This window comes from Streptomyces profundus, assembly GCF_020740535.1.
Classification (GTDB): Bacteria; Actinomycetota; Actinomycetes; order Streptomycetales; family Streptomycetaceae; genus Streptomyces; species Streptomyces profundus.
This window is the reverse complement of record NZ_CP082362.1, coordinates 3,681,971-3,704,480: the sequence shown is the minus strand read 5'-3', so window position 1 is coordinate 3,704,480 and position 22,510 is coordinate 3,681,971. Positions and strand designations below refer to the sequence as shown.

Below are 22,510 nucleotides of genomic sequence, written 5' to 3'. Positions count from 1 at the left end.
CCCGCCGGCGCCGAAGCGGCGGCGGGGGGCGCGGTCAGCGGTCGCGGCCCCTGGAGCCGCCGTCGCCCTCGGGCTCGTCCGCTTCGTCGACGACGGGGCGCGGGCCGAGCAACTCATCGGCGAGCGTGGGCACATCGTCGAGCGGGGTCTCCTCGGCCCACTCCGGCCTGGCCCGCCGCGGGGCGGCCGGGGGCTCCTCGTCGATCCTCGGCAGCTGGCGCGTCCGGTCGGAGTCCGCCGCGTCCTCGGGGCGCGGGAGAACGGCCGTCTCCTCGCTGTCCGCCGGACGGCCCCCCTTGCCGTCGTCCTTGCCGTCGTTCTTGCCGTCGGTCGTGCCCGTGGTCGTGCCCGCGGTCTTGCCTTCGCCCTTGTCGGGGCCCGGGTACGCGTGCGGGATCTGCACCGTGGTGGCGTTGTCGGCCGCGGCGAGCCTGGCCTCCTCCGCGCGCAGCAGCGCCTCCTCGGCCTTGCGCTGCTTCTCGCGGCGCCGCTCCTCGGCCTGGGCGCGCAGCCTGGCCTCCTCCTCGGCCCGGGCGCGCAGCCGCTCCTGCTCCTCGCGGCGCAGCTGCTCCTCCGCCTCCCGGCGACGGCGCTCCTCCTCCGCGATCCGGCGCGCCTCCTCGGCGCGCAACCGCGCCTCCTCGGCCTTGCGGGCTTCCTCGATGCGGCGGCGCTCCTCCTCCTCGCGGCGCTTGCGCTCCTCCTCCTCGGCGCGGAGCCGGGCCAGCTCCTCCTGGCGCTCGCGCTCCAGGCGGGCCTCCTCCTCAAGGCGCTCGCGCTCCAGGCGCTCCTCTTCCTCCTTGCGCTTGCGCTCCTCCTCGGCGAGCCGGCGCGCCTCCTCCTCGGCCTTGCGCCTGGCCTCCTCCTGGGCCCGCAGCTCGGCCTCGGAGAGCGGCAGCATCTGGTCGAGCCGGTGCCTGGCCGCCGTGGTGACGGACTCCGGGTCCTGGCCGGCGTCGATCACCAGATAGCGGCCGGAGTCGCTGGCGGCCAGGGCCAGGAAGCCGGCGCGCACCCGCTGGTGGAACTCGCTCGGCTCGGACTCCAGGCGGTCGGGGGCCTCGGTGAACCGCTCGCGCGCGGTCTCGGGGGAGACGTCGAGCAGCACCGTCAGATGCGGGACGAGACCGCCGGTGGCCCAGCGGGAGATGCGGGAGATCTCGACGGCCGACAGATCGCGGCCCGCGCCCTGGTAGGCGACGGAGGAGTCGACATAGCGGTCGGTGATGACGACGGCGCCGCGCTCCAGCGCCGGCGTGACCACGGTGGCCACGTGCTCGGCGCGGTCGGCGGCGTAGAGCAGGGCCTCGGCCTGGTGCGAGAGGCCGCCGGAGGCGACGTCGAGCAGGATGCCGCGGAGCCGCTGGCCGATCGGTGTGGCCCCGGGCTCCCGGGTGACGACGACCTCGTGGCCCTTGCCCCTTATCCACTCGGCCAGCGCCTCGACCTGGGTGGACTTGCCCGCGCCGTCACCGCCCTCGACGGCGATGAAGAAGCCGTTCTCGGCGAGCGCCGTGGTCGGCTCGACGGTGCGGACGGCCTCGGTGAGGTCCCGGCGGAGCGGGACGCCCCTGCGGTCGTCCGTGCGGCCGAGCACGATCGCGGCCACCGGCAGCAGCAGCACGCCGACGATGACCAGGGTGTAGGCGGCGCCGCCGTGGTCGAGGACGAAGTCCCCGCGCTCCACGCGGTGCGGGCCGATCAGCCCGGCGACCAGCGGGGCGACGACCAGCGCCAGGGCGATGGCGACGCGGACCACCGCGTGCAGGTGTTGGGTGAGCCGGGCGCGCCGGAACTCCTCGGTCTCCTGGTCGAGCAGGGTGTGCCCGGTGCTGGCGGCGATGCCGCCGAGCGCGCCGGTGAACGCGGTGGTGAACAGCACGGTGGCCGGGTCGGAGATCAGGCCGACGGCGAAGAGGCCAAGACCGGTCAGCGCGATCGCCAGCGCGAACAGCCGCCGCCTGGAGAGCGCGGGCAGCGTGTGCGGCGCCACCCGCACGCCGGCCACCACGCCGCCGGTGAGGCCCAACGTGAACAGCCCGAAGGAGACCGGGCCGCCGCCCATCTCGATGATCCGCAGCACGCCGAGCGCGCCGGCGGCGGCGATGGCCGCGGCGACCGTGGCGCAGCCGAGGACGAGCACCGGGATGGCGCCCGTGCGGCCCTTGTCCGGCGTGGTGCCGGCGGCCGGGCGCCGCAGGCCCTCCAGCGGGGAGACGGGGCGCCTGGACTCGGTGGCCGGCAGCCGCAGGAAGTACAGGACGGAGATCGAGGCGGCGAAGTAGCCGGCCGCGACGTAGGAGGCGAGCGCCGACTGGTGGGTGTCGAACCAGTCGAGCCCGGTGGCCAGCAGGTTGCTCACCAGACCGGCGGCGACCAGCGTGACGGCGGCGACCGGGATCGCCAGATAGCCGCCGCGCAGCCACAGCCGACGCAGCGCGTCGTGGTGGTCGGGCAGCGGGCGGATGGCCGCGCCCTCGGGCGGCGGCGGGGGCAGCAGCGCGGGCGCGACGCTGTCCCGGCAGGTGGTCCAGACGCGCTCGGCGACGCTGGTGACCAGGATCGTCAACAGGACGTAGATATAGGCGTCGTCGGGCACCCAGTCGATCCACAGCGGGGCGACGATCAGCAGCGCGGCCCGCAGCGCGTCGGCGCCGATCATGGTCCAGCGGCGATCCAGGGCGCCGGTGGGGCCCAGCAGCCCGGCGATCGGGCCGAGCAGCAGCACGCCGGCGAGGCCGGTGCCCAGCAGGCGCACGGCGAAGGCGGCGGTGACGGCCAGCGCGAGCCCTCGGTACTCGCCGCCGAAGAGCGACTCTCCGGTGGCCGACACATGGAGGGCGGCCTGGGCGGTGAGAAGGACCAGCACCAGCAGGGCGAGGGCATCGCCTATGCCGCTGGTGAACTGCGCCTCCCACAGGCGTCGCAGGGACGGCACCCGCAACAGGGCGGCACGGGCGCGGTCACGGGAGTCCGCGGCGAGCGCCTCGTCGGTGGCGCCCGGGGTGGGGTCAACAACCTGGGGTTGCTCTGCTCGCGTCATTCGGCCAGCGTAACCTTCGGGATCTGAGGGGAACCGTCCGCCCGAACACCTGCCCGGGTAACGGTCGTGGGGAGCACCGAGATTACTCCGCCCCACTGACAGCCGCCCGGCCGGCCGGGGACTTTCCCCGCGCCGAGCGGTGCACGCCCGGCGCGGGGGCCGTTCGTTCCCCCGCCCCCACGCCCGTTGACCAGCCGCTTCGCCCCGGTCGGCCGGCGGCGCCCGTCCGGCGCCGCAAGCCGACGGGGCCTCAGTCCCCGGCGCTCTTCCTGGCCGTCGCCTTCTTCGCCGGTGCCTTCTTCGCGGTGGACTTCTTGGCCGTGGTCTTCTTCGCCGTGCTCTTGGTCGCGGTGGCCTTCGCCGTGGACTTCTTCGCCGTCTTCCTGGCGGCGGTCTTGGCCGGCGCCTTCTTCGCGACCTTCTTCGCCGGCCCCTTGGCCCGCCGCTCCGCCAGCAGCTCGAAGCCGCGCTCCGGCGTGATGGTCTCCGGATCGTCGTCCCGGCGCAGCGTCGCGTTGGTCTCGCCGTCCGTGACATACGGGCCGAAGCGCCCGTCCTTGACCACCACGGGGCGCCCGTTCGTCGGGTCCTCGCCCAGCTCCTTCAGCGGCGGCTTGGCCGCGGCCCGCCCGCGCTGCTTGGGCTGGGCGTAGATGGCCAGCGCCTGCTCCAGCGTGACCGTGAACATCTGTTCCTCGGTCTCCAGCGAACGCGAGTCGGTGCCCTTCTTCAGATACGGGCCGTAGCGTCCGTTCTGGGCGGTGATCTCCTGCTCCGACTCGGGATCGACGCCCACCACACGCGGCAGGGAGAGCAGCCGCAGGGCGTCGTCAAGGGTGACGCTGTCCAGGGACATCGACTTGAGCAGCGAGGCGGTGCGCGGCTTGACGGCGTTCTTCCCCGTCTTGGGCGTGCCCTCGGGCAGCACCTCCGTGACATAGGGGCCGTAACGCCCGTCCCGCGCCACGATCTGCCGGCCGCTCGAAGGGTCGGCGCCCAGCTCGAAGTCCCCGCTGGGCTTGGCCAGCAGCTCCTTGGCCAGATCGACGGACAGCTCGTCGGGCGGCAGGTCGTCGGGGACGTCGGCGCGCTTGCCTGGCTCGCCCTCCTGCCCGGGCTCGGGCGGCGCCTCCACGTACGGCCCATAGCGGCCGACCCGCAGCACGATGCCGTCGCCCACCGGGAAGGAGGAGATCTCCCTGGCGTCGATCGCGCCCAGGTCGGTGACCAGCTCCTTCAGCCCGCCCAGGTGGTCCCCGTCGCCGTTGCCCGCCTCGGCCGCCGTGCCCTGGCCCTCGCCGACGCCGAAGTAGAAGCGGCGCAGCCACGGCACCGCCTCGGCGTCGCCGGTGGCGATCCGGTCGAGGTCGTCCTCCATCTTCGCGGTGAAGTCGTAGTCCACCAGCCGGCCGAAGTGCTGTTCCAGCAGGTTGACCACCGCGAACGAGAGGAAGGACGGCACCAGGGCGGTGCCCTTCTTGAAGACGTAGCGCCGGTCCAGGATGGTGCCGATGATGCTGGCGTAGGTGGACGGGCGGCCGATCTCCCGTTCCTCCAGCTCCTTGACCAGCGTGGCCTCGGTGTAGCGGGCGGGCGGCTTGGTCGCGTGCCCGTCGGGGGCGATGGCGCGGGCGGCCAGCGCGTCGCCCTCGGCGACGGCGGGCAGCCTGCGCTCCCGGTCGTCGAGCTCGGCGTTGGGGTCGTCGGCGCCCTCCACATAGGCCTTGAGGAAGCCGTGGAAGGTGATCACCTTGCCGGTCGCGCTGAACTCGCAGTCCTGCCCGTCGGCGCTCGTCCCCGCGACCCGGACGGCCACCGACTGGCCGACGGCGTCCTTCATCTGGGAGGCGACGGTGCGCTTCCAGATCAGCTCGTAGAGCCGGTACTGATCGCCCGTCAGGCGCGTCTCGGCCGGGGTGCGGAAGCGGTCGCCCGAGGGGCGGATCGCCTCGTGCGCCTCCTGGGCGTTCTTGACCTTGCTGGCGTAGACGCGCGGCCGGTCCGGCAGGTAGTCGGCGCCGTACAGCTGGGTGACCTGCGATCGGGCCGCCGCCACCGCCGTGTCCGACAGCGTGGTCGAGTCGGTCCGCATATAGGTGATGAAGCCGTTCTCGTACAGGCGCTGCGCGACCTGCATCGCCGCCTTGGCGCCCATCCCCAGCTTGCGCGACGCCTCCTGCTGGAGCGTCGTGGTGCGGAACGGGGCGTAGGGCGAGCGGCGGTACGGCTTGGACTCGACGGAGCGCACCGCGAACGACGTGTCGGCCAACGCGGCGGCGAGCGCCCGCGCGTTCTCCTCGCTGAGCTGCCGCACCTGCCCCGGGTTGCGCAGCTCGCCGTCGGCGCCGAAGTCCCGCCCCTGGGCGATGCGCCGGCCGTCGACGGAGGTGAGCCTGGCGTCGAAGGTGCCGGCGTCGCCGCTGGGGGCGAAGGTGCCGGTGAGGTCCCAGTACTCGGCGGACCTGAACGCGATCCGCTCGCGTTCCCGCTCGACCACCAGCCGAGTGGCGACGGACTGCACCCGGCCGGCCGACAGCCGGGGCATGACCTTCTTCCACAGGACCGGCGAGACCTCGTAGCCGTAGAGCCGGTCGAGGATGCGCCGCGTCTCCTGGGCGTCGACGAGCAGTTGGTTCAGCTCGCGCGGGTTGTTGACGGCGGCTCGGATGGCGTCCTTGGTGATCTCGTGAAAGACCATCCGCCGCACCGGGACCTTGGGCTTGAGCACCTCGCGGAGGTGCCAGGCGATCGCCTCGCCCTCCCGGTCCTCGTCCGTGGCCAGGTACAGCTCGTCGGCCTCGGCGAGCAACTGCTTCAGCTTGCGCACCTGGTCGCGTTTGTCGCTGTTGACCACATAGAGCGGCTGGAAGTTCTCCTCCACATTGACCCCGAGCCGCGCCCAGGGCTGGCCCTTGTACTCGGCCGGCACCTCGGCGGCGCCGCTGGGGAGGTCACGGATGTGCCCCACGCTGGCCTCGACCACATATCCGGGGCCGAGGTAGCCCTTGATCGTCTTGGCCTTGGCGGGCGACTCGACAATGACGAGTCGCCGTCCGCTGTCGGCGGTGTCGCTGCTCGGGGACAACTTCTCGCTCTTCTCTCCAGCCCGGGGGGAACGTGTCGTCGGTGCGGAGTGTGACGGTACATCCCTGCTGCGTGTCAAATGGGAAAACCCCGCAACGCATCTCGAACGGTAACCCGAGAGCGGCCCCTCCCGCCGCCCGGTGACACCGGGGGTGTTGTCCGTACACCGCCATGGAGCCGCTCTCCCACCCCCGGACGATCAGCTCGCCGGAAGGAGAAACCCCTGCTCAACGAGGGGGCGCAGCCACTGGGGAGCGGTCGCGCGCAGGCCGGCTGGATCCTCTTCGATCAGCTGGGCGATCGCGTCCAACAGCGAACCGGCGGCGAGGCTTCCGTCACAACTGCCGGCGAAACCGGCGCTGACGGTGTCCATCGCGGTCGCCCGCAGCATGCCGTGCCGCTGGCGCAGCACCACATGCTCGGGGTGCTCGGCGCCCGGCTGGCCGAGTTGCTCCTGGACCACCCCGTCCGCGAGGACGTAACGGGCGGCCAGCAGCGCCTCGTCGTCGTGGTCGCGCAGGAAGTCGAGCCGCTCGAAGTGCGCCCGTACGGTCGGCCCCAGCGGCTGCTCCACCGGGTGGGTCCACTCCTCCACCAGCACGGAAGGCCGCTCGGCACCCGATCTGCGCAGCGCGATCCAGCCGAGGCCGACCGACCGGACGGACCGTTCGGCGAACTCGTCGAGCCAGGCATCGTAGGCGAGCTGGTACTCGGCCGGATCGCCGCGGTGTGCGCCGGCGTCCCTCAGCCACAGCTCGGCGTACTCGTTGACGTCCTGTTCCTCCCGGCGCACGATCCAGGCGTCGCACCCGGGCGGCACCCATGAGGCCAGCCGCTCGCGCCAGTCCTCGTCGGCCGACTGCTCCCAGTTGGCGAGCAGTTGGAGGTACCCTCCGGGAGCCAGCCGGTCGGCCGCCTCGTGCACCAGGGTGCGGCAGAGCGCGTCCCCCGGCAGGCCGCCGTCCCGATACGTCAGGCCGGCACCCGGGGTGGAGGGGGAGATCACAAAGGGCGGGTTGGAAACAATCAGATCGTAGGGTTCGTCAGTCGCCACCGGCTCGAAGAGCGAACCGAGCCGGGCATCGACCGCCGGCGCGTCGGAGAGCGCCAGGGTGAGCGCCGCGATCCGGAGCGCGCGCGGGTTCACATCGGTCGCGGTGACATGCTCCGCGTGTCGGCCCAGATGCAGGGCCTGGACGCCGGACCCGGTGCCGAGATCGAGCGCGCGCCCGACCGGCTCCCGCACCGTGAGCTGCGCCAACGTGGTGGAAGCGCCGCCGGCGCCGAGCACCACGTCCCGGGACTGGCCATGGGCGCCGGCACCGCCGCCGACCGCGCGGCCCGGGTCGGAGACGATCCACCAGTCCTCGCCGGCGTCGCCCGCGTATGGCCGGATATCCACGCTCGCCCGAAAGGTCTCGGCCACCGCGTCGTCGCCGGGCACCAGCCAGCCCTCGTCCACCGCGGGCGCCATGGGCAGCGCGGCGCGCACCCGGTCCACCGGGACCGACCGCCCCAGCAGGAACAGCTGGACCAACGTGGCCAACGGGCCGGCCTCCCCGTGGGTGGCGCGGAGCGCGGGGACGGATTCGCCCCGCGCGAGCGCCGCGTACGCGGGGGCGCCCAGCAGGTCGAGTACGCCGTCGGGGGTGAAGGACGCCTTCAGCAGCGCCTCGCGCAGCCGAGCGGTGCCGGGGCCGGGGACGGGAAGACCATGGATGCTCACCCGCCCATTGTGGTCACCAGCCGTCAACGGTCCGACTCGGGCTCCGCCCCCACGGCCTCCTCGGTGCCCTCCTCGTCCGCCGCGCCGTCCTCGTCGGCGCTCCCGGCGTCGTCGGCGTTCTCGTCGGTCTCGTCGGTCTCAGCGCTCTCGTCGGTCTCGTCGGCGTCGTCGGTCGGCGCGCCGTCGTCGTCGCCCTCCCCTGGCGACGAGGGGCTCTGGCAGCCGTCCTGACGGGCCATCGCCTCGCCCAGTTCACCGGACTGCAACTCGTTGAGGGCCTCGTCGCCGCTCTGCCCCAACTCCTCCAGCTGGCCGGCGATGTCCTGGAGGCCCTCGGCGAACTGCCCCTGGTCGGAGGTGTCCAGACCGGCCATCGTCTCCTGAAGGCCGCCATAGGCGTCCGAGATGCCGCGCAGCTCGGACACGGCCTCCTCGCGCAGCCGCTCGCCGTCGTCGACCGGCGGGTCGCCGGCGCCGTCCACGGCGTCGGCGAGGGAGCCATAGGCGTCGGAGATGTTCCGGAACGCCTCGGAATCGGCCTCCTGAACCTCCTCGGGGGACCGGCTGCCGTCGCTGGCCTCAGCGATCGCCACATTCGCCTGCTGGATCTTCTCCACCTGGGGCTGCACCTGATCACAGACGTTCTGCGCCCACTCGTCGACCTTGCTGTCGTCGTCGCCGCCACACGCGGCCAGCGTGAACACCAACGCCGCACAACCCGACAGTGCCACCGGGAGCTTCTTCTTCACGTTTCTCGTCCCTTCGTGCCGCTCGGGCGGGAACTTACACGTCGAACATCCCTCTTCCGAGTGACGGCCGGCAGCCATGTCCTGATGTGCAGCCATTTGCATCAGTCACCCGGCGGAGTGGAACAGCGGCCTCCACGACGCCTGGCGGCACCGGAACTCCGGCCGTGGGCAAGGGGATCGACGCCGCTCACCCCTGGACGACCGGGCCCAGCGCGGCGCGCAGATCCGCGATGCCCCGGTGGTGCACGGCGGTCATCCCCAGCCGCTGAGCGGCCGTCACATGGCCGAGCGTGTCGTCGACGAAGAGGCAACGGTCCACGGCGACGCCCGCCCGTGCGGCGGCCACCAGGAAGATCCCGGGATCCGGCTTGGCCACGCCCTCGCGCGCCGAGTTGACGACCGCGTCCACCGCGCCGGTGAGACCGAGGGCCGCCAGGTCGGCGTCAAGTCGCGTGGTGGCGTTGGTCACAAGAACCACGGGCACCTGCCGGCGGGCCCGCGTCAACAGGGCGAGCGCTTCGCCATCCACCGATCCCGGGGTATCGGTCCACGCCGCGACCAGCGCCCGCGCCCGCTCGGGCGCCCCGCACGCCGGCGTGAGATGGACGGCGACCGCCTCCCGCCACGCCTCGTCCGTGATGGCCCCTGTCACCGCGGGAACCAGCCGGTCCGCGTGGAAGGCGGCTGCCGCGAGAGCCCCGTCAGGCAGCCCGAACTCAGCGTCCAACCCGCTCATCAGGCCGGGGTCCCAGTGCCGCAGCACCCCGTCCAGATCACAGAGCACGGCGTCGAAGAAAATCTCCTGCCGCTGCGCCACGGTCGCTCCTCTCGTCCCCTAAGCCTCACCGTACGCAGGTAAGTCCTATAGCCACACGGGACTGTCGTGCAAGAAGATCGGGAAGCACGGAGATCGGGATACGGGACGGTCGGCACGTGGGACGGTCGGGGGCTCCGACGGCGATCCGACGACGTCAGCGAGGGGCGGCACAGTGCGGTGGCGGATTCACGGCGAGCGGCAGATCTATGACAACCCATGGCTCGATCTCTGGCTGGTGGATGTGGAGCAGCCCGACGGTCACCGCTACGAGCACCATGTGATCAAGCTGCGGCACCTCGCGGTGACCGCGCTGCTGGACGAGGAGCGGCGGGTGCTGATGCTGTGGCGGCACCGCTTCGTCACGGACACCTGGGCCTGGGAGCTGCCCATGGGCCTGATCGAGGACGGCGAGACGCCCGAGGAGGCCGCCGCGAGGGAGGCTGAGGAGGAGACCGGCTGGCGGCCCAAGAGCCTGCGCCCGCTGGTCTACGCCGAGCCCGCCAACGGCATCACCGACGCCGAGCACCATGTCTTCCTGGCCGAACGGTCCGTCTGGACAGGCCCGCCGACCGAGGTGAACGAGGCGGAGCGCCTCGCCTGGGTGCCGCTCTCCGAGGTCCGCGAGATGATCAGGCGCCGCGAGATCGTCAGCGGGGCCACGCTGGTCGGCCTGCTGGCCCTGCTCGTCGACCAGGCGGCACCGGGGAGTTGACGAGCGGGCGCGCGCCCGGGGGTCAGGCGACGGGTTCGCCGTCCCGTTCGGCGCTCTTGAAGACCTCCGCGCTGTGCCAGGCGACGAACGCCCGCCCGGGCCCGGGCTGTCCGGGCGCCGGCTCGGCCAACGGGCGCCCGTCCAACTGGCGGGTGGCCCGCCCGGCGGCCGAGCGCGCGGCATAGAGCCCGGACACCCGGACCCGCCCCTCGACCGTCAACCCCAGCGCGCCGAGGTCGAACAGGGTGTGGTGCAGGGCGCACAGCGCCAGTCCGTTGGTCAGCAGATCCGGCCCCCGCTGGCTGTGCCAACGGATATGGGCGGCCTCGATCCCGACCGGACGCCGGCCGAGCGTCCCGTCGAACCCGCACATCGCGCAGGCGTAGCCGTAGGCCCGCAACACCACATCGGCGAACCCGGCGTTCCTGGCGCGCCGCACGCCCCCCACCGTGACCAGCCGGGCCGCCGCCACCTCCAGCTCGGTGAGGTCCAACCCCACGGCCTCGACGATCAGTTCCTCCAGGGCCGGGGTGAAGTGCGTCTCCAGCAGCAGCGTCACCGCGGCGGCCAGCGTGCCCGGCTCGGCGAGCGCCCGCTCCACCTCGGGGCGCAGCCGGCCCCTGGCGCCATGGGCCCGCAACACCGTGCCGCGTCCCGGTGTGTGGGAGTCGAGCGGTCGGCCCTGGGCGTCGCGCAGCTCCCACAGGGACCGTTCCAGATGGACGAACGGCAACGCGGCGCGCTGCCCGGCCTGGCTCGGGGAGCGCACGGCCGGGCCGAAGTCGTTGATCAGAGCGGACACCGGCTCCTCGGCGTCGGCATAGCTGACCTCGGTGCTGCCGTCGGTGGCGAACCGGCCCAGCAGCCAGAGCACCAGCAGCGGCTTGTGCGGAGCGCGTTGGCCGGCGACGCGCGCCCGGCGCAATCCGGCGAGCTGGGCCAGGAGTTGGTCACGGGTCACATGTCCCAGCCTGCCAGAGCGGCCTGGCTCGGCGCCCGCACCGGGTGGGGCGGGCGCCGAGGGGCCTGATCAGCCCGTGGTCGGCCGGTTCGCCACCTTCCCTGCCACGCCGTCGCCGTCAGCCGGGCCGTCCTCAACGGCGATGCCGCGTCTCCGTGAGACATGGACCGCGGCGACGATCACCGCCACCGCCACGCCCGCGATCAGCCCACGGGCCCAGGCGCTCGCGTCGTCGCCATAGCTGAGCGTGATCACGGCGGGCGCGATCAGCAGCGCGACCAGGTTCATCACCTTGAGCAACGGATTGATCGCCGGCCCGGCGGTGTCCTTGAACGGGTCACCGATGGTGTCGCCGATCACCGTCGCCTCGTGCGCCTCGCTGCCCTTGCCGCCGTGATGGCCGTCCTCGACCAGCTTCTTGGCGTTGTCCCAGGCCCCGCCCGAGTTGGCCAGGAAGACCGCCATCAGGATGCCCGTGCCGATGGCGCCGGCCAGATAGGCGCCCAGCGGGCCGACGCCCATGCTGAAACCGACGGCTATGGGGGCCATCACGGCGAGCAGCCCCGGGGTCGCCAACTCGCGGAGCGAGTCCCTGGTGCAGATGTCCACGACCTTTCCGTACTCGGGCTGCTCGGTGTAGTTCATGATCCCGGGACGCTCCCGGAACTGCCGTCGCACCTCGTAGACCACCGAACCGGCGGACCTGGACACCGCGTTGATCGCCAACCCGGAGAAGAGGAAGACCACGGCGGCCCCCATGATCAACCCGACCAGGTTGTTGGGCTGGGAGATGTCCAGGCTGAGCGCGGTCTCGGCGAGCACCTGCTCCGCCGTCAGCCCGGCGTCCGCGATCGCCTCGGCGACCGCGTCCCGGTAGGAACCGAAGAGGGCCGCCGCCGCCAACACGGCGGTGGCGATCGCGATGCCCTTGGTGACCGCCTTGGTGGTGTTGCCCACCGCGTCCAGATCGGTGAGCACCTGGGCCCCCTCCCCCTCCACATCGCCCGACATCTCGGCGATGCCCTGGGCGTTGTCGGCGACGGGCCCGAAGGTGTCCATCGCGACGATCACCCCCACGGTGGTGAGCAGCCCGGTGCCGGCGAGCGCCACCGCGAAGAGCGCCAACATGATGGTGCCACCCGCCAGCGTGAACGCGGCGTAAACGCTCAGGCCGACCAGCAGCGCGGTGTAGACGGCGGACTCAAGGCCCAGCGAGAGCCCGGCCAACACCACCGTCGCCGGGCCGGTCCGGGACGTCTTGCCGATATCCCGCACAGGGCGCCGGCTGGGCTCGGTGAAGTAGCCGGTGAGCTGCTGGATCAGCGCGGCCAGCACGATGCCGATGGCGACAGCGGCCAGTGCGAACAACCTCGGATCGGCGTCATGGGTGGCGATCCCGGCGTCGGTGATCCCGTCCAGCTCGGCGAAGCTGGACGGGAGATAGACGAAGGTCGCGATGGCCACCAGCACCAGGGAGATGCCAGCCGACAGGAAGAAGCCCCGGTTGATGGCGGTCATGCTGGTGCGGTCGGAGCGACGCGGGGCGACCAGGAAGATCCCGGCCATCGCGGTGAGCACGCCGATCGCCGGGACGAGCAGCGGGTAGGCCAGGCCGGCGTCGCCGAACGCCACGGTGCCCAGGATCAGCGCGGCGACCAGGGTGACCGCGTAGGACTCGAAGAGGTCGGCGGCCATGCCGGCGCAGTCGCCCACGTTGTCGCCGACGTTGTCGGCGATGGTGGCGGCGTTGCGCGGATCGTCCTCGGGGATGCCCTGCTCCACCTTGCCGACCAGGTCGGCGCCCACATCGGCGGCCTTGGTGAAGATGCCACCGCCGACCCGCATGAACATCGCGATCAGCGCGGCGCCCAGGCCGAATCCCTCCAACACCTTGGGCGCGTCGGCCGTGTAGACCAGCACCACGCAGGCGGCGCCCAGCAGCCCCAGGCCGACGGTGCACATTCCGACCACGCCACCGGTGCGGAAGGCTATGCGCATCGCCTGGTGCCGCACCGAGACGAGATCCTTTTCGCCGGCCTCACGCGCAGCAGCCGCCACACGGACATTGCTGCGCACCGCCAACCACATTCCGAGATACCCGGTGCCGGCGGAAAAGACGGCGCCGATCACGAAGAACAGCGAGCGGCCGATGCGTTCGTTCCAGTCGTCGGCCGGGAGTAGCAACAGCAGAAACACCACGACGACCGCGAACCCCGCGAGTGTGCGGAGTTGTCTGGCGAGATAGGCGTTGGCACCCTCCTGAATGGCCGCGGCGATCCGCCGCATGTTGTCGGTGCCGTCGGACGCGGCCAGCACCTGCCGCACCAGCACGACCGCGAGCCCCAGTGCCGCCAGGGCGACCACCGCGATCAGCAGGACGAGGGACCGGTTTCCACTGGTGAGTTCGACGGCGTCAGCTGCCTGCATGACATGGGGATGTGCCATTCGTCCTCCTTGACGCTCCTGCGTGATCCGGAAAACAGACAGACGTGGCGGGAGTGTAGAGAGAGAAACCGAACCGGCACAGGGGACGGGACAGAAGAATGGCCAGGTCGAGGAAGATCGATAAACGAGCGAGAACTGCGGCCGGCGCGGAAAGATCAAAAAGGAAGATCGATACGGAGACCGAGAGGGTGATCGATAAGGAGACCGATGAGAAGATCACCAAACGGAATCAGAAGGCGAATCTCCTGATCAGCGGCCGTTTCCACACCTGATGCACCGCGGGGAACCGTCGTCGGCCGGGGCGCCGCCCCCCGGCTGGGTGAAGTAGGCGGCGGTCTCGGCGTCCGCCGGGTAGTACGACTCGACCGCGACCTCGTCCAACGTGATGTCCAGCGGCGTGCCGAACGTGGTGATCGTCGAGAACAGGCGCAGCTCGCGCCCGTCGAGGCGGAAGATCATCGGGATCACGATGTCGGACGCGCCACGTCGGTCGGGCGCCTCGCCAGCGTCGTGCCCCAGCAGCTCCTCGTACAGTGCGGTGAGCTGGGCGTCGGGAGCGACGGCGAGCTGATGGGCGATCCGGCCGCGGAACACCGCGCGCACCTCGGCCAGATTGACGATGTACGGGGCGAACCCGCGCGGATCGAGCCCAAGACGTGCGAAGTTGACGGGCGGTCGCAGCAGTTCGGGAGCGACCTGGGCGAAGAACGGCCGCACGGCGCGGTTGGTCATCACGATGTCCCAGCGGCGGTCGAAGACCACCGCCGGATACGGCTCGTGCGCGCGGATCACCCGGCCGAGCGCCTCCCTGGCCGCCGACAGCGCCTCGCCGTCGAGCGACCGCTCGGCGTACCGGGGCGCGAAGCCGGCGGCGAGCAACAGCCGGTTGCGGTCCCGCAACGGCACATCGAGCTGATCCGCGAGCCGGAGGACCATCTCGGCGCTCGGATGGGACTTGCCCGTCTCGACCAGGCTCACATGACGGGCCGACACATCGGCCGCGATCGCCAGATCGAGCTGACTCAGGCGCCGGCTGTGCCGCCACTGCCGCAACAGCTCCCCCACGGTGTTCACGACCGTCCAGGCTACTCACGGTGGCGCCGAAGGCCATGACATCGGAGTTCATCGACATCCCCCGTCCCCGACGGAAACACTCCGTCCATGGGCACACAGAACCTGAGCACGGAGAATCCGGACACCGGGAACCCGGACACCGGGAACCTGACGAGGGAGGGGGCCGGTTCGGCGGGCGCGGCTCCGGCGAACAGGAGCATCGTGGAGCGGGCGCTGACGGAGCTGGTCAGGACGGGCGATGTGGACGCGCTGGCAGCGCTGCTGCACGACGATTTCGTCCACCACAGGCCCGGGTTGACCTCGTCGACCAAGGAGGAGTGGCTCGCCGCCGTGCGCGCCGTGCCGATGACCGATCTGCGGGTCGAGATCCACCATCTGCTGGCCGAAGGGGACCATGTGGTGACGCACTCGCGCCGCCGACTTCCCGATGCCGGCCCCGGCATCGCGGGCGTCGACATCTGGCGTCTCGACAACGGGCTGATCGTCGAGGGATGGGAGGTCATCGAGCCGGTGAACCGGGCCGCCGAGAACATGCGCTGGTGGAGTTCGACCGAGCGCTGACCCGGGCGTGTCGCCTCGGGCGACGGACGCCCGGGGCGGGCGGTATCGGGGGATCGCCGGCGATTCGCGGCATTGCGGGAGGTCCCGGACAGCCTCAGGGGACCTCGGGGGACCTCGGGGGACCTCAGAGAATCTCGGGGGACCTCACGGGAACGAAGCCGTGACGGTCGGCCAGCTCATCCTGATCAGACCGCCGTTGGCGGCGGCGAGAACCTCGACATCGTCCACCAGGCCGCTGATCACGGCCAGGCCCAACTCGTCGGAGTCCTCGGCGGCCTCGCCGGCCGACGACTCCCGGGGAGCCGGGATGGAGCTGGGCGCGTCGTCGCCCACCTCGATGGAGAACGTCTTCTCCCCCTCGGTGAGAACCACCCTCACCGGGCTGGTCAGGCCATGGATGGCGTGCAGACCCACCGCGCGACTGCACGCCTCGCCCACGGCGAGGCGCAACTCGTCCAGCACGGACTCGTCGACCCCGGCCCGCCTGGCGACCGCGGCGGCGACGAGCCGCGCGGTGCGCACATGCTCCGGGGAGGCGCTGAAGCGGAGTTCCACGGTGGCCATGCCATCCCCCTTGGTGGATGCGGACAGACCGCCCCGGCCTTCGTACGACGGCTGAACAGCCCGTCGCGGCCGGGGCGGCTCGCTGGCAGATCTTTTTCGGACTTCTGGTCGGTGACCTCGCGACACGTTTCAGTCAGTGGCGGCGATCGCCTCATCCACGGACTCATGGATCGGGAAGACCTTGGTGAGGCCCGTGATCCGGAAGATCTTGAGAATGCGTTCCTGGTTGCACACCAGACGCAACGAGCCCTCCTGGGCTCGCACTCGCTTCAGGCCACCAACCAGCACGCCGAGCCCCGTGGAGTCCAAGAAGTCAACGCGCTCCATGTCCACCACGAGGTGGTGGTTGCCGTCGTTGACCAGCTCCACCAGCTGTTCGCGCAGTTTGGGCGCGGTGTATACGTCGATCTCGCCACCGACCTCGACAACCGTACGGTCGCCAACGGTTCGGGTCGAAAGGGACAGGTCCACGGATCGTCCTCCAGCACCTTGCTAACGAGCGGTCGCCCCCCATGGATCGGCAGCCGCCAGGGCATTCAACCACTTACCTCATGCCCAGCACGACGTCTTACAGCCATTGTCCGTCGGACCAGTGACAGACTCGTTCCTCATGCCCCACTACCAGCCACCCCCGAACGCCGCCGAAGCGGACGGCCGCGGTCGGTCGCCGCTCGCGGTGTTGGCACGGCTGAGCGAGCCCGGGGAACGGGCCCTCCGCATCACTCATACGGAGCAGCTGCCCGGCCGAGTCGCGTCCCATGCGAACTGGCCGGATGACGTACGCCACGAGGTGTTGGCGGCCCTGGGCGCCATCGGCATCGAGCGTCCGTGGGCCCATCAGGCCGAGGCCATCGAGCACGCGGTGCGCGGCGATTCGGTGGTGGTCTCCACCGGAACGGCCTCCGGCAAGTCCCTGACCTACCAGGTGCCGGTGCTCAGCGCCCTGCTCGACGGGCAGCGGGCGCCCAACCGGAGGGGGGCGACCGCGCTGTACCTGGCCCCGACCAAGGCGTTGGCCGCCGACCAGTGGCGCGCGATACGCGCCCTTTCCCGCCCACTCGGCGCGGCGGTGCGGCCGGCCGTGTACGACGGCGACACGCCGCCCGAGGCCCGCGCCTGGGCCAGGGAACACGCGAACCTGCTGCTGACCAATCCGGACATGCTGCATCGCGGGGTGCTGCCGGCCCACCGGCGCTGGTCCTCCTTCGTGCGCGCGCTGCGCTATGTGGTGATCGACGAGTGCCATGTCTATCGCGGGGTGTTCGGCTCGCATGTGGCGCAGGTGCTGCGCCGGCTGCGCCGGGTCTGCGCGCTCTACGGCGCCGAACCGGTCTTCCTGCTGGCCTCGGCGACCACGGCGGAGCCGGGCACGGCCGCCACCAGGCTCACCGGGCTGCCGGTCGCCGAGGTGACCGAGGACACCTCCCCGCGCGGCGAGTTGGTGTTCGCGCTGTGGGAGCCGCCGCTGACGGAGAGCCGCGGCGAGCGGGGCGCCCCCGTGCGACGCACCGCGACAGCCGAGGCCGCAGAGCTGCTGACCGACCTCGCCGGCGACGCGGTGCGGACCGTCGCCTTCGTCCGCTCCCGCCGTGGCGCCGAGCTGATCGCGTTGATCGCGCAGGAGCGGCTGGCGGCCAGGGACCGTGCGCTGGCCGGGCGGGTCGCGGCCTATCGGGGCGGCTATCTGCCGGAGGAGCGGCGGGAGCTGGAGCGCGCCCTGCACCAGGGGGAGCTGCTCGGCCTGGCCGCGACCACCGCGCTGGAACTGGGCGTGGACATCGCGGGGCTCGATGCCGTGCTGCTGGCCGGCTATCCGGGCACCAGGGCCTCGCTGTGGCAGCAGGCCGGGCGCGCCGGCCGGCGGGGGCAGGGCGCGTTGGCCGTGCTGATCGCCCGCGACGACCCGTTGGACACCTATCTGGTGCACCATCCGGAGGCGCTGTTCCGCCAGTCGGTGGAGAGCACCGTGCTGGATCCGGGCAACCCGTATGTGCTGGCTCCCCACCTGTGCGCCGCCGCCGCCGAGGCCCCCCTGACCGAGGCGGACTTCGCTCCCGACGCGGCGATGTTCGACCCCACGGCCGCCGAGCTGCTGCCCAAGCTCGCCGAGCGGTCGCTGCTGCGCCGGCGGGGGGACTCCTGGTACTGGACGCGGTGGGAGCGGCCGGCCGATCTGGTGGACATCAGGGGGCAGGGCGGCGACCCCGTGCGGGTGGTGGAGTCCGGCACCGGCCGGCTGTTGGGGACGGTGGACTCGGCCGCCGCGCACACGGCCGTGCACCAGGGCGCGGTCCATCTGCACCAGGGGCGCAGCTATGTCGTCCAGGAGCTGGACCTGACCGACTCCGTGGCCCTGGTCGAGGAGTCCAGCCCGCCCTGGTCCACCTCGGCGCGGGAGGTCACCGAGCTGACCGTGCTGGAGACGGACGTCACCCGCCCCTGGGGCGAGGCCCAGCTGTGCTTCGGATCCGTCGAGGTGACCAGCCAGGTGGTGTCCTTTCTGCGGCGCCGGCTGCTCACCGGCGAGGTGCTCGGCGAGACGCGGCTCGATCTGCCGCCCCGCACGCTGCGCACCCGCGCGGTGTGGTGGACGATGCCGGAGGAGCGGCTGACGGATGCCGGGATCGCCCCGGAGATCCTGCCCGGCGCCCTGCACGCGGCGGAGCACGCGGCGATCGGCATGCTGCCGCTCTTCGCCACCTGCGATCGGTGGGACATCGGCGGCGTGTCCACGGCGTCGCACCCCGACACCGGGCTGCCCACCGTGTTCGTGCACGACGGGCACCCGGGCGGCGCCGGCTTCGCCGAGCGGGCGTTCCACACGGCGGGGCGGTGGCTGGCCGCCACCAGGGACGCGATCGCCGCCTGCGAGTGCGAGACCGGGTGCCCCTCCTGCATCCAGTCGCCGAAGTGCGGGAACGGGAACGAACCGCTCCACAAGGCCGGCGCCCTGCGGGTGTTGACGCTGCTGCTGCGAGGAGAGCCGGACGGCCCCTGACCGCGCCGGGTCGGGGACGCCGGCGGGGGCGGCCCTCGCTCTGACCCTGACGGTGCGGAGCCCGGCGTCGGCCTCGACCGTGAGATCCGCGACCTCCGCCACCAGATGGCAGCGCACCAGCCGGGCGCCCTGCGCCCGGGCCACCCGGCCGGCCGCGCCGCACGCCTCGACCGGACCGCTGGTCGAGTGGTCGGCCGCGGCCAGCGCCGCCAGGTCGGCCGCCGTCGCGGCGCGGTGTCGTGCCGTCAGCGCCTGTTGGAGCGTCAGCACGGCGCCGAAGAGGAGGCACAGCAGCACGGCGACCATCGACGCCCAGACCGTGGAGCCACCGCGATCGGCGGGCTCAACGCGGCTCCGCACGCGCCACCGCCTCCCCGGACACATCGAACCCCAGCAACTCCGTGCCGAGGGCAGGCGCGGTGACGGAGACCCGGTGCAGATCGCCCTCCTGGGTTGTCCGCACCCGTGCTCCGCCGGGCGCGGCCCGCCGGGCGGCCTCCAGCACCACGTCGGCCGGCTCGCCCCGGGCGGCGGCCCTTGCCGCCGCCCGGGCGCCGTCCTGGCAGCGTGACTGTGCGGCGACCGCCCCCAACGCGCCCAGCAGGACCGTGAGGAGCAGCACCAACACCGGGATGGCCAGCGCTGTCTCGACGGTGACATAGCCGCGGTCACTGCGGCGCGGCGAGCGCCCGTTCGACCAGGTCGCGCAGGGCATCGCTCACCGCCCCCGAAGTGACGACCTGGTACAGCACGGCGGCCAACGCCGCGGCGGCGATGGTGCCGACGGCGTACTCCGCGGTGCTCATTCCCGCGTCCCGAAGTTGGCGACGCCGGATGTCCCGGATGGCGTACCACGCTTCTTTCTTCATGACCGTTCCCGTTCGTAGGCGTTGGTGACGTTGGTGACGTTGGGCGATGACGGCGGCGCGGGTGTTCCCCGCGCGCCGTCGTGGTGGCTCCGTGTTCCCGGCGAGGCTCGGCTGGCGGGCTCGCCGCGCGGTGGTGCGGCGATGCGGGGTACAGCGATGCGGTGCGGTGGTGCGGTGCGTTGGGCATCGGTCAGACCAGCTCCGCGGCCAGGCCGAGCACCACGGGGGCCAGGCCGATGAGCAGGAAGGCCGGTAGGAAGCAGAGGCCCAGCGGGGCGGTGACCAGGACCCCGGCGCGCCGGGCCCGCGACTGGGCCATCCTGCGGCGCCCGGCTCGGGCGTCGGCGGCCTCGGCGGCCACCGCCCCGACCACGGGGGCACCGCTGACGTCCGCCAGCTCCAACCGCCTGGCGAGCCTGCCGGCGCCGGGAAGCTCGCCCAATCGGGCCCAGACCACGGCTGGTTCACCGCCGAGTCGCAGCTCCGACGCGGCTCGGCCGAGCGCCGCCCCGACCGGGCCCTCGATCGAGGCCCCCACGGCCCGCGCCGCCGCCGCCGGCTCGGCACCGGCGGCCAGACAGGCGGCGAGCAGCTCGGTGGCGAGGGGCAGCGCGCCATCGGGCCGTTCGCGTCCGCCGGCGCTCGCCCAGCGGGGCCGCCACCGGCGGGAGGCGACCGGCCGTCCGCGCAGAGCCGCCAACCGGTCGCGCAACCGCAGGCGGCATCTCACCTCCCCGACGGCCACCGGCACGGCCAGGGCCAGAAAGCCGAGGACGAGCCATCCCCGCGTCAACTCGGCGGTCATCGCGCGGCCCGTTCCGCCGACCGGACGATGGCCCCGACCCACGCCACGCCCGCCCATTCCAGCAGCGCGCCCGCGCAGAGGCAGGCGAACCCGAGAGGCGTGCCGAGCAGCACCTGGAGCGGAGCCACTCCCATGGCGGCCCCCAGCAGCAGGCCGAACAGCGGCAGCGCGGCCAACACCAGTGCCGAGGCCCGTGGGCCCGCCAACTGGGCTCTCAGCTCCTCTTGTTGATCCCGCTCGGCGCGGAGGGCCGCAGCCACCCGCTCAAGCCCGGCGGCGAGCGAGGCACCGCCCTCCACCGCGACCTCCCAGCAGGCCGCGACACCGCCGAGCCCCTCGGCCCCCGGCCGGCGCGCGGCCGACCGCAGCGCCGCCGGCACATCGCCGCCGTACCGCGCGGCGGCGAACAGCGCGCCAGCCGCCGAGCCCAACTCGGCCGGCCGGGCCGCGATCAGCGCCTGCCCGGCGGGCCTCCCCGCCCTCACCTCCCCGGCGAGCACGGCGCAGAAGTCCACCACCGCGTCCCGCCGCCGCTCGGCCTCGCGCAGGGCGCATCGGCGCCGCCACCAGCGCAGCGCCAGGGGCGTCGTCAGCAGGGCGACGAGGAGCGGCAGCGGCGACCGGCCGCCCAGGGCCAACAGCGCGCCTCCCACGGCGCAGCAGGCCAGCACGCCCCACGCGTCCCCCCTCGGCCAGCGCGGCCGGCGGCTCGGGCGGCCCGGCTCGGGCGCGGCCGGCTCCCGCAGGGCGGCGCGCAGCCGGGCCGCACCCATCCGGTGGTGGACGCCCGTCAGCAGCCAGGCCCCGGCGCCCGCGCACAGCGCCGTGCTGAACTGGGCCACCTGCCCGATCACAGCGGCTCACCTCCGCCGCGCGCGCAGAGGCCGGAAAGACCCGCCCAGCCCGCTTCCCTGACCAGGCGCCCGCCGTCCCAGCGGGCGGCGGGCACCGTGTGCACCAGGCCGTCGCCGTCCTGCCGCAGCAGGTGGATCTCGGCGAGGACCCTGAGGCCCGAGGAGTGCTCCCTGACGAGGTGGAAGACCACGGACAGCGCCGCCGCCAACTGGCTGTGCAGGGCGGCTCTGGGGAGCCCTGCGGCGCCTCCGAGCGCCTCAAGGCGGGCCGGGACATCAGCGGCGGCGTTGGCGTGCAGCGTCCCGCAGCCGCCGTCGTGGCCGGTGTTGAGGGCGCTGAGCAGCTCCGTCACCTCGGCTCCGCGCACCTCGCCGACCACCAGGCGGTCGGGCCGCATGCGCAGGGCCTGACGCACCAGATCCCGCAGGGTGACCAGACCGGCGCCCTCCTGGTTGGCCGGGCGGGTCTCCAACCTGACGACATGGGGGTGGTGGGGCCGAAGCTCGGCGGAGTCCTCGACCAGGACCATCCGCTCCCGCCCCGGGACCAGGCCGAGGAGGGAGGCAAGCAGCGTGCTCTTCCCCGATCCAGTGCCGCCCGTGACGAGAAAGGAGAGCCGAGCCGCCAGCACGGCACGCAGCACCCGCTCGCCGCCCGGCGGCAGCGTCCCCTGCCGGGTCAACTCCCTGAGGCTGAAGGGTCGGTGACGGACCACCCGCAGCGAGAGGCAGGGCGCGCCGACGGCCACCGGCGGCAGCACCGCGTGCATCCGGGTGCCGTCCGGCAGCCTGGCGTCCACCCAGGGCCTGGCGTCGTCCAACCGACGGCCGGCCGTGGCGGCCAGCCGCTGCGCGAGACGGCGGATGGCCGCCGCGTCACGGAACCGGACATGCGCCCGCTCCAGCCCCCGCCCACGGTCGAGCCACACCTCGTCCGGGCCGTTGACCAGCACGTCGGTGACCTCGGGGGCGGCGAGCAGGGGCTGGAGGGGGCCGGCGCCGACCAACTCGCAGCGCAGCGCCCGCACCACGGAGAGCACCGCGCTGTCGCCCAGGAGCCGCCCCTCGGCACGGAGCGCCGCCGCCACCCGACCAGGCGTCGGCTCGGCGCCCTCGTCGGCCAGCCGGAGCCGCACCGCGTCCAACAGCTCGGGGAGATCCGGCAGTTCGGGGAGGGCGCGCGGCGCACGCGGCATGGGCGGGCCCGTCGGCGGCGGATGCTCGGCGCCGCCGGACGGCTCGGCCGGA

Annotated in this window: 18 protein-coding genes and 1 pseudogene; 3 read left to right on the top strand and 16 right to left on the bottom strand. The window is 72.9% G+C overall.

Going from position 1 to position 22,510, the window contains the following annotated elements; genetic code table 11:
• Positions 1-34 precede the first annotated feature (34 nt).
• The 5 genes from tmk to K4G22_RS16305 all read right to left on the bottom strand — a co-directional run bounded on the left by tmk (position 35) and on the right by K4G22_RS16305 (position 9,419).
• Complete coding sequence (gene tmk / locus K4G22_RS16325) at positions 35-3,043, bottom strand: dTMP kinase (protein WP_228080967.1); 3,009 nt, start codon at positions 3,041-3,043, stop codon at positions 35-37.
• Between the two features lie 250 nt (positions 3,044-3,293).
• The gene (gene topA / locus K4G22_RS16320; protein ID WP_228080966.1) at positions 3,294-6,128 is read right to left on the bottom strand and encodes a type I DNA topoisomerase; all 2,835 of its coding nucleotides are present in this window, start codon (positions 6,126-6,128) and stop codon (positions 3,294-3,296) included.
• A 198-nt stretch (positions 6,129-6,326) separates the two neighbouring features.
• Positions 6,327-7,853 carry a DUF7059 domain-containing protein gene (locus K4G22_RS16315; RefSeq protein ID WP_228080965.1) on the bottom strand — a complete coding sequence of 509 codons (1,527 nt, stop codon included), beginning with the start codon at positions 7,851-7,853 and terminating at the stop codon, positions 6,327-6,329.
• A gap of 23 nt (positions 7,854-7,876) precedes the next feature.
• Positions 7,877-8,602 (bottom strand): small secreted protein, encoded by a 726-nt coding sequence (locus tag K4G22_RS16310; protein WP_228080964.1) that lies wholly within the window; start codon positions 8,600-8,602, stop codon positions 7,877-7,879.
• A gap of 187 nt (positions 8,603-8,789) precedes the next feature.
• Entirely contained in the window at positions 8,790-9,419 is a 630-nt protein-coding gene (locus tag K4G22_RS16305) for an HAD-IA family hydrolase (RefSeq protein ID WP_228080963.1), read from the bottom strand.
• Between the two features lie 172 nt (positions 9,420-9,591).
• On the opposite strand from K4G22_RS16305, the gene K4G22_RS16300 reads away from it, so the two are divergent.
• Positions 9,592-10,131, top strand: coding sequence for an NUDIX domain-containing protein (locus tag K4G22_RS16300; protein WP_228080962.1), 540 nt, complete (start codon positions 9,592-9,594; stop codon positions 10,129-10,131).
• Positions 10,132-10,153: 22 nt separating this feature from the next.
• On the opposite strand, the gene K4G22_RS16295 is transcribed toward K4G22_RS16300, so the two are convergent.
• From K4G22_RS16295 to K4G22_RS16285, 3 genes are all read right to left on the bottom strand, one after another.
• Entirely contained in the window at positions 10,154-11,092 is a 939-nt protein-coding gene (locus K4G22_RS16295; protein ID WP_228080961.1) for a phosphorothioated DNA-binding restriction endonuclease, read from the bottom strand.
• Positions 11,093-11,161: 69 nt separating this feature from the next.
• On the bottom strand, positions 11,162-13,537 hold the full coding sequence (locus K4G22_RS16290) for a sodium-translocating pyrophosphatase (protein WP_228080960.1): 2,376 nt from the start codon (positions 13,535-13,537) through the stop codon (positions 11,162-11,164).
• Positions 13,538-13,786: 249 nt separating this feature from the next.
• A complete protein-coding gene (locus K4G22_RS16285; protein ID WP_228080959.1) occupies positions 13,787-14,611 on the bottom strand; it encodes a helix-turn-helix domain-containing protein in 825 nt (274 codons plus the stop codon).
• 87 nt (positions 14,612-14,698) lie between these two features.
• Between K4G22_RS16285 and K4G22_RS16280 the strand changes: the two genes are divergently transcribed.
• Positions 14,699-15,172 carry a nuclear transport factor 2 family protein gene (locus tag K4G22_RS16280; RefSeq protein WP_228080958.1) on the top strand — a complete coding sequence of 158 codons (474 nt, stop codon included), beginning with the start codon at positions 14,699-14,701 and terminating at the stop codon, positions 15,170-15,172.
• A gap of 144 nt (positions 15,173-15,316) precedes the next feature.
• Here the strand turns inward: K4G22_RS16280 and K4G22_RS16275 are convergent, their stop codons facing one another.
• Positions 15,317-15,736, bottom strand: coding sequence for an ATP-binding protein (locus K4G22_RS16275; protein WP_228080957.1), 420 nt, complete (start codon positions 15,734-15,736; stop codon positions 15,317-15,319).
• Positions 15,737-15,865: 129 nt separating this feature from the next.
• Positions 15,866-16,207 carry an STAS domain-containing protein gene (locus K4G22_RS16270; RefSeq protein WP_052847650.1) on the bottom strand — a complete coding sequence of 114 codons (342 nt, stop codon included), beginning with the start codon at positions 16,205-16,207 and terminating at the stop codon, positions 15,866-15,868.
• A gap of 139 nt (positions 16,208-16,346) precedes the next feature.
• Here K4G22_RS16270 and K4G22_RS16265 point away from each other — a divergent pair, with 139 nt between their 5' ends.
• The gene (locus tag K4G22_RS16265; RefSeq protein WP_228080956.1) at positions 16,347-18,734 is read left to right on the top strand and encodes a DEAD/DEAH box helicase; all 2,388 of its coding nucleotides are present in this window, start codon (positions 16,347-16,349) and stop codon (positions 18,732-18,734) included.
• Positions 18,735-18,770: 36 nt separating this feature from the next.
• Here the strand turns inward: K4G22_RS16265 and K4G22_RS31830 are convergent.
• From K4G22_RS31830 to K4G22_RS16235, 6 genes and pseudogenes are all read right to left on the bottom strand, one after another.
• Positions 18,771-19,118, bottom strand: a pseudogene (locus K4G22_RS31830) (Rv3654c family TadE-like protein); the annotation flags it as partial.
• Positions 19,078-19,449 (bottom strand): TadE family type IV pilus minor pilin, encoded by a 372-nt coding sequence (locus K4G22_RS16255; protein ID WP_228080955.1) that lies wholly within the window; start codon positions 19,447-19,449, stop codon positions 19,078-19,080. The pseudogene K4G22_RS31830 and the gene K4G22_RS16255, both read right to left, overlap by 41 nt.
• The gene (locus K4G22_RS16250) at positions 19,403-19,603 is read right to left on the bottom strand and encodes a DUF4244 domain-containing protein (protein ID WP_228080954.1); all 201 of its coding nucleotides are present in this window, start codon (positions 19,601-19,603) and stop codon (positions 19,403-19,405) included. The genes K4G22_RS16255 and K4G22_RS16250 overlap by 47 nt, the downstream gene beginning before the upstream one ends.
• Before the next feature lie 190 nt (positions 19,604-19,793).
• Positions 19,794-20,408, bottom strand: a complete 615-nt coding sequence (locus tag K4G22_RS16245; protein WP_228080953.1) for a type II secretion system F family protein — start codon at positions 20,406-20,408, stop codon at positions 19,794-19,796.
• Positions 20,405-21,262, bottom strand: coding sequence for a type II secretion system F family protein (locus tag K4G22_RS16240; protein ID WP_228080952.1), 858 nt, complete (start codon positions 21,260-21,262; stop codon positions 20,405-20,407). Before K4G22_RS16240 ends, K4G22_RS16245 begins: the two co-directional genes overlap by 4 nt.
• Positions 21,259-22,458, bottom strand: coding sequence for a TadA family conjugal transfer-associated ATPase (locus tag K4G22_RS16235; RefSeq protein WP_228084106.1), 1,200 nt, complete (start codon positions 22,456-22,458; stop codon positions 21,259-21,261). Before K4G22_RS16235 ends, K4G22_RS16240 begins: the two co-directional genes overlap by 4 nt.
• Positions 22,459-22,510 lie beyond the last annotated feature (52 nt).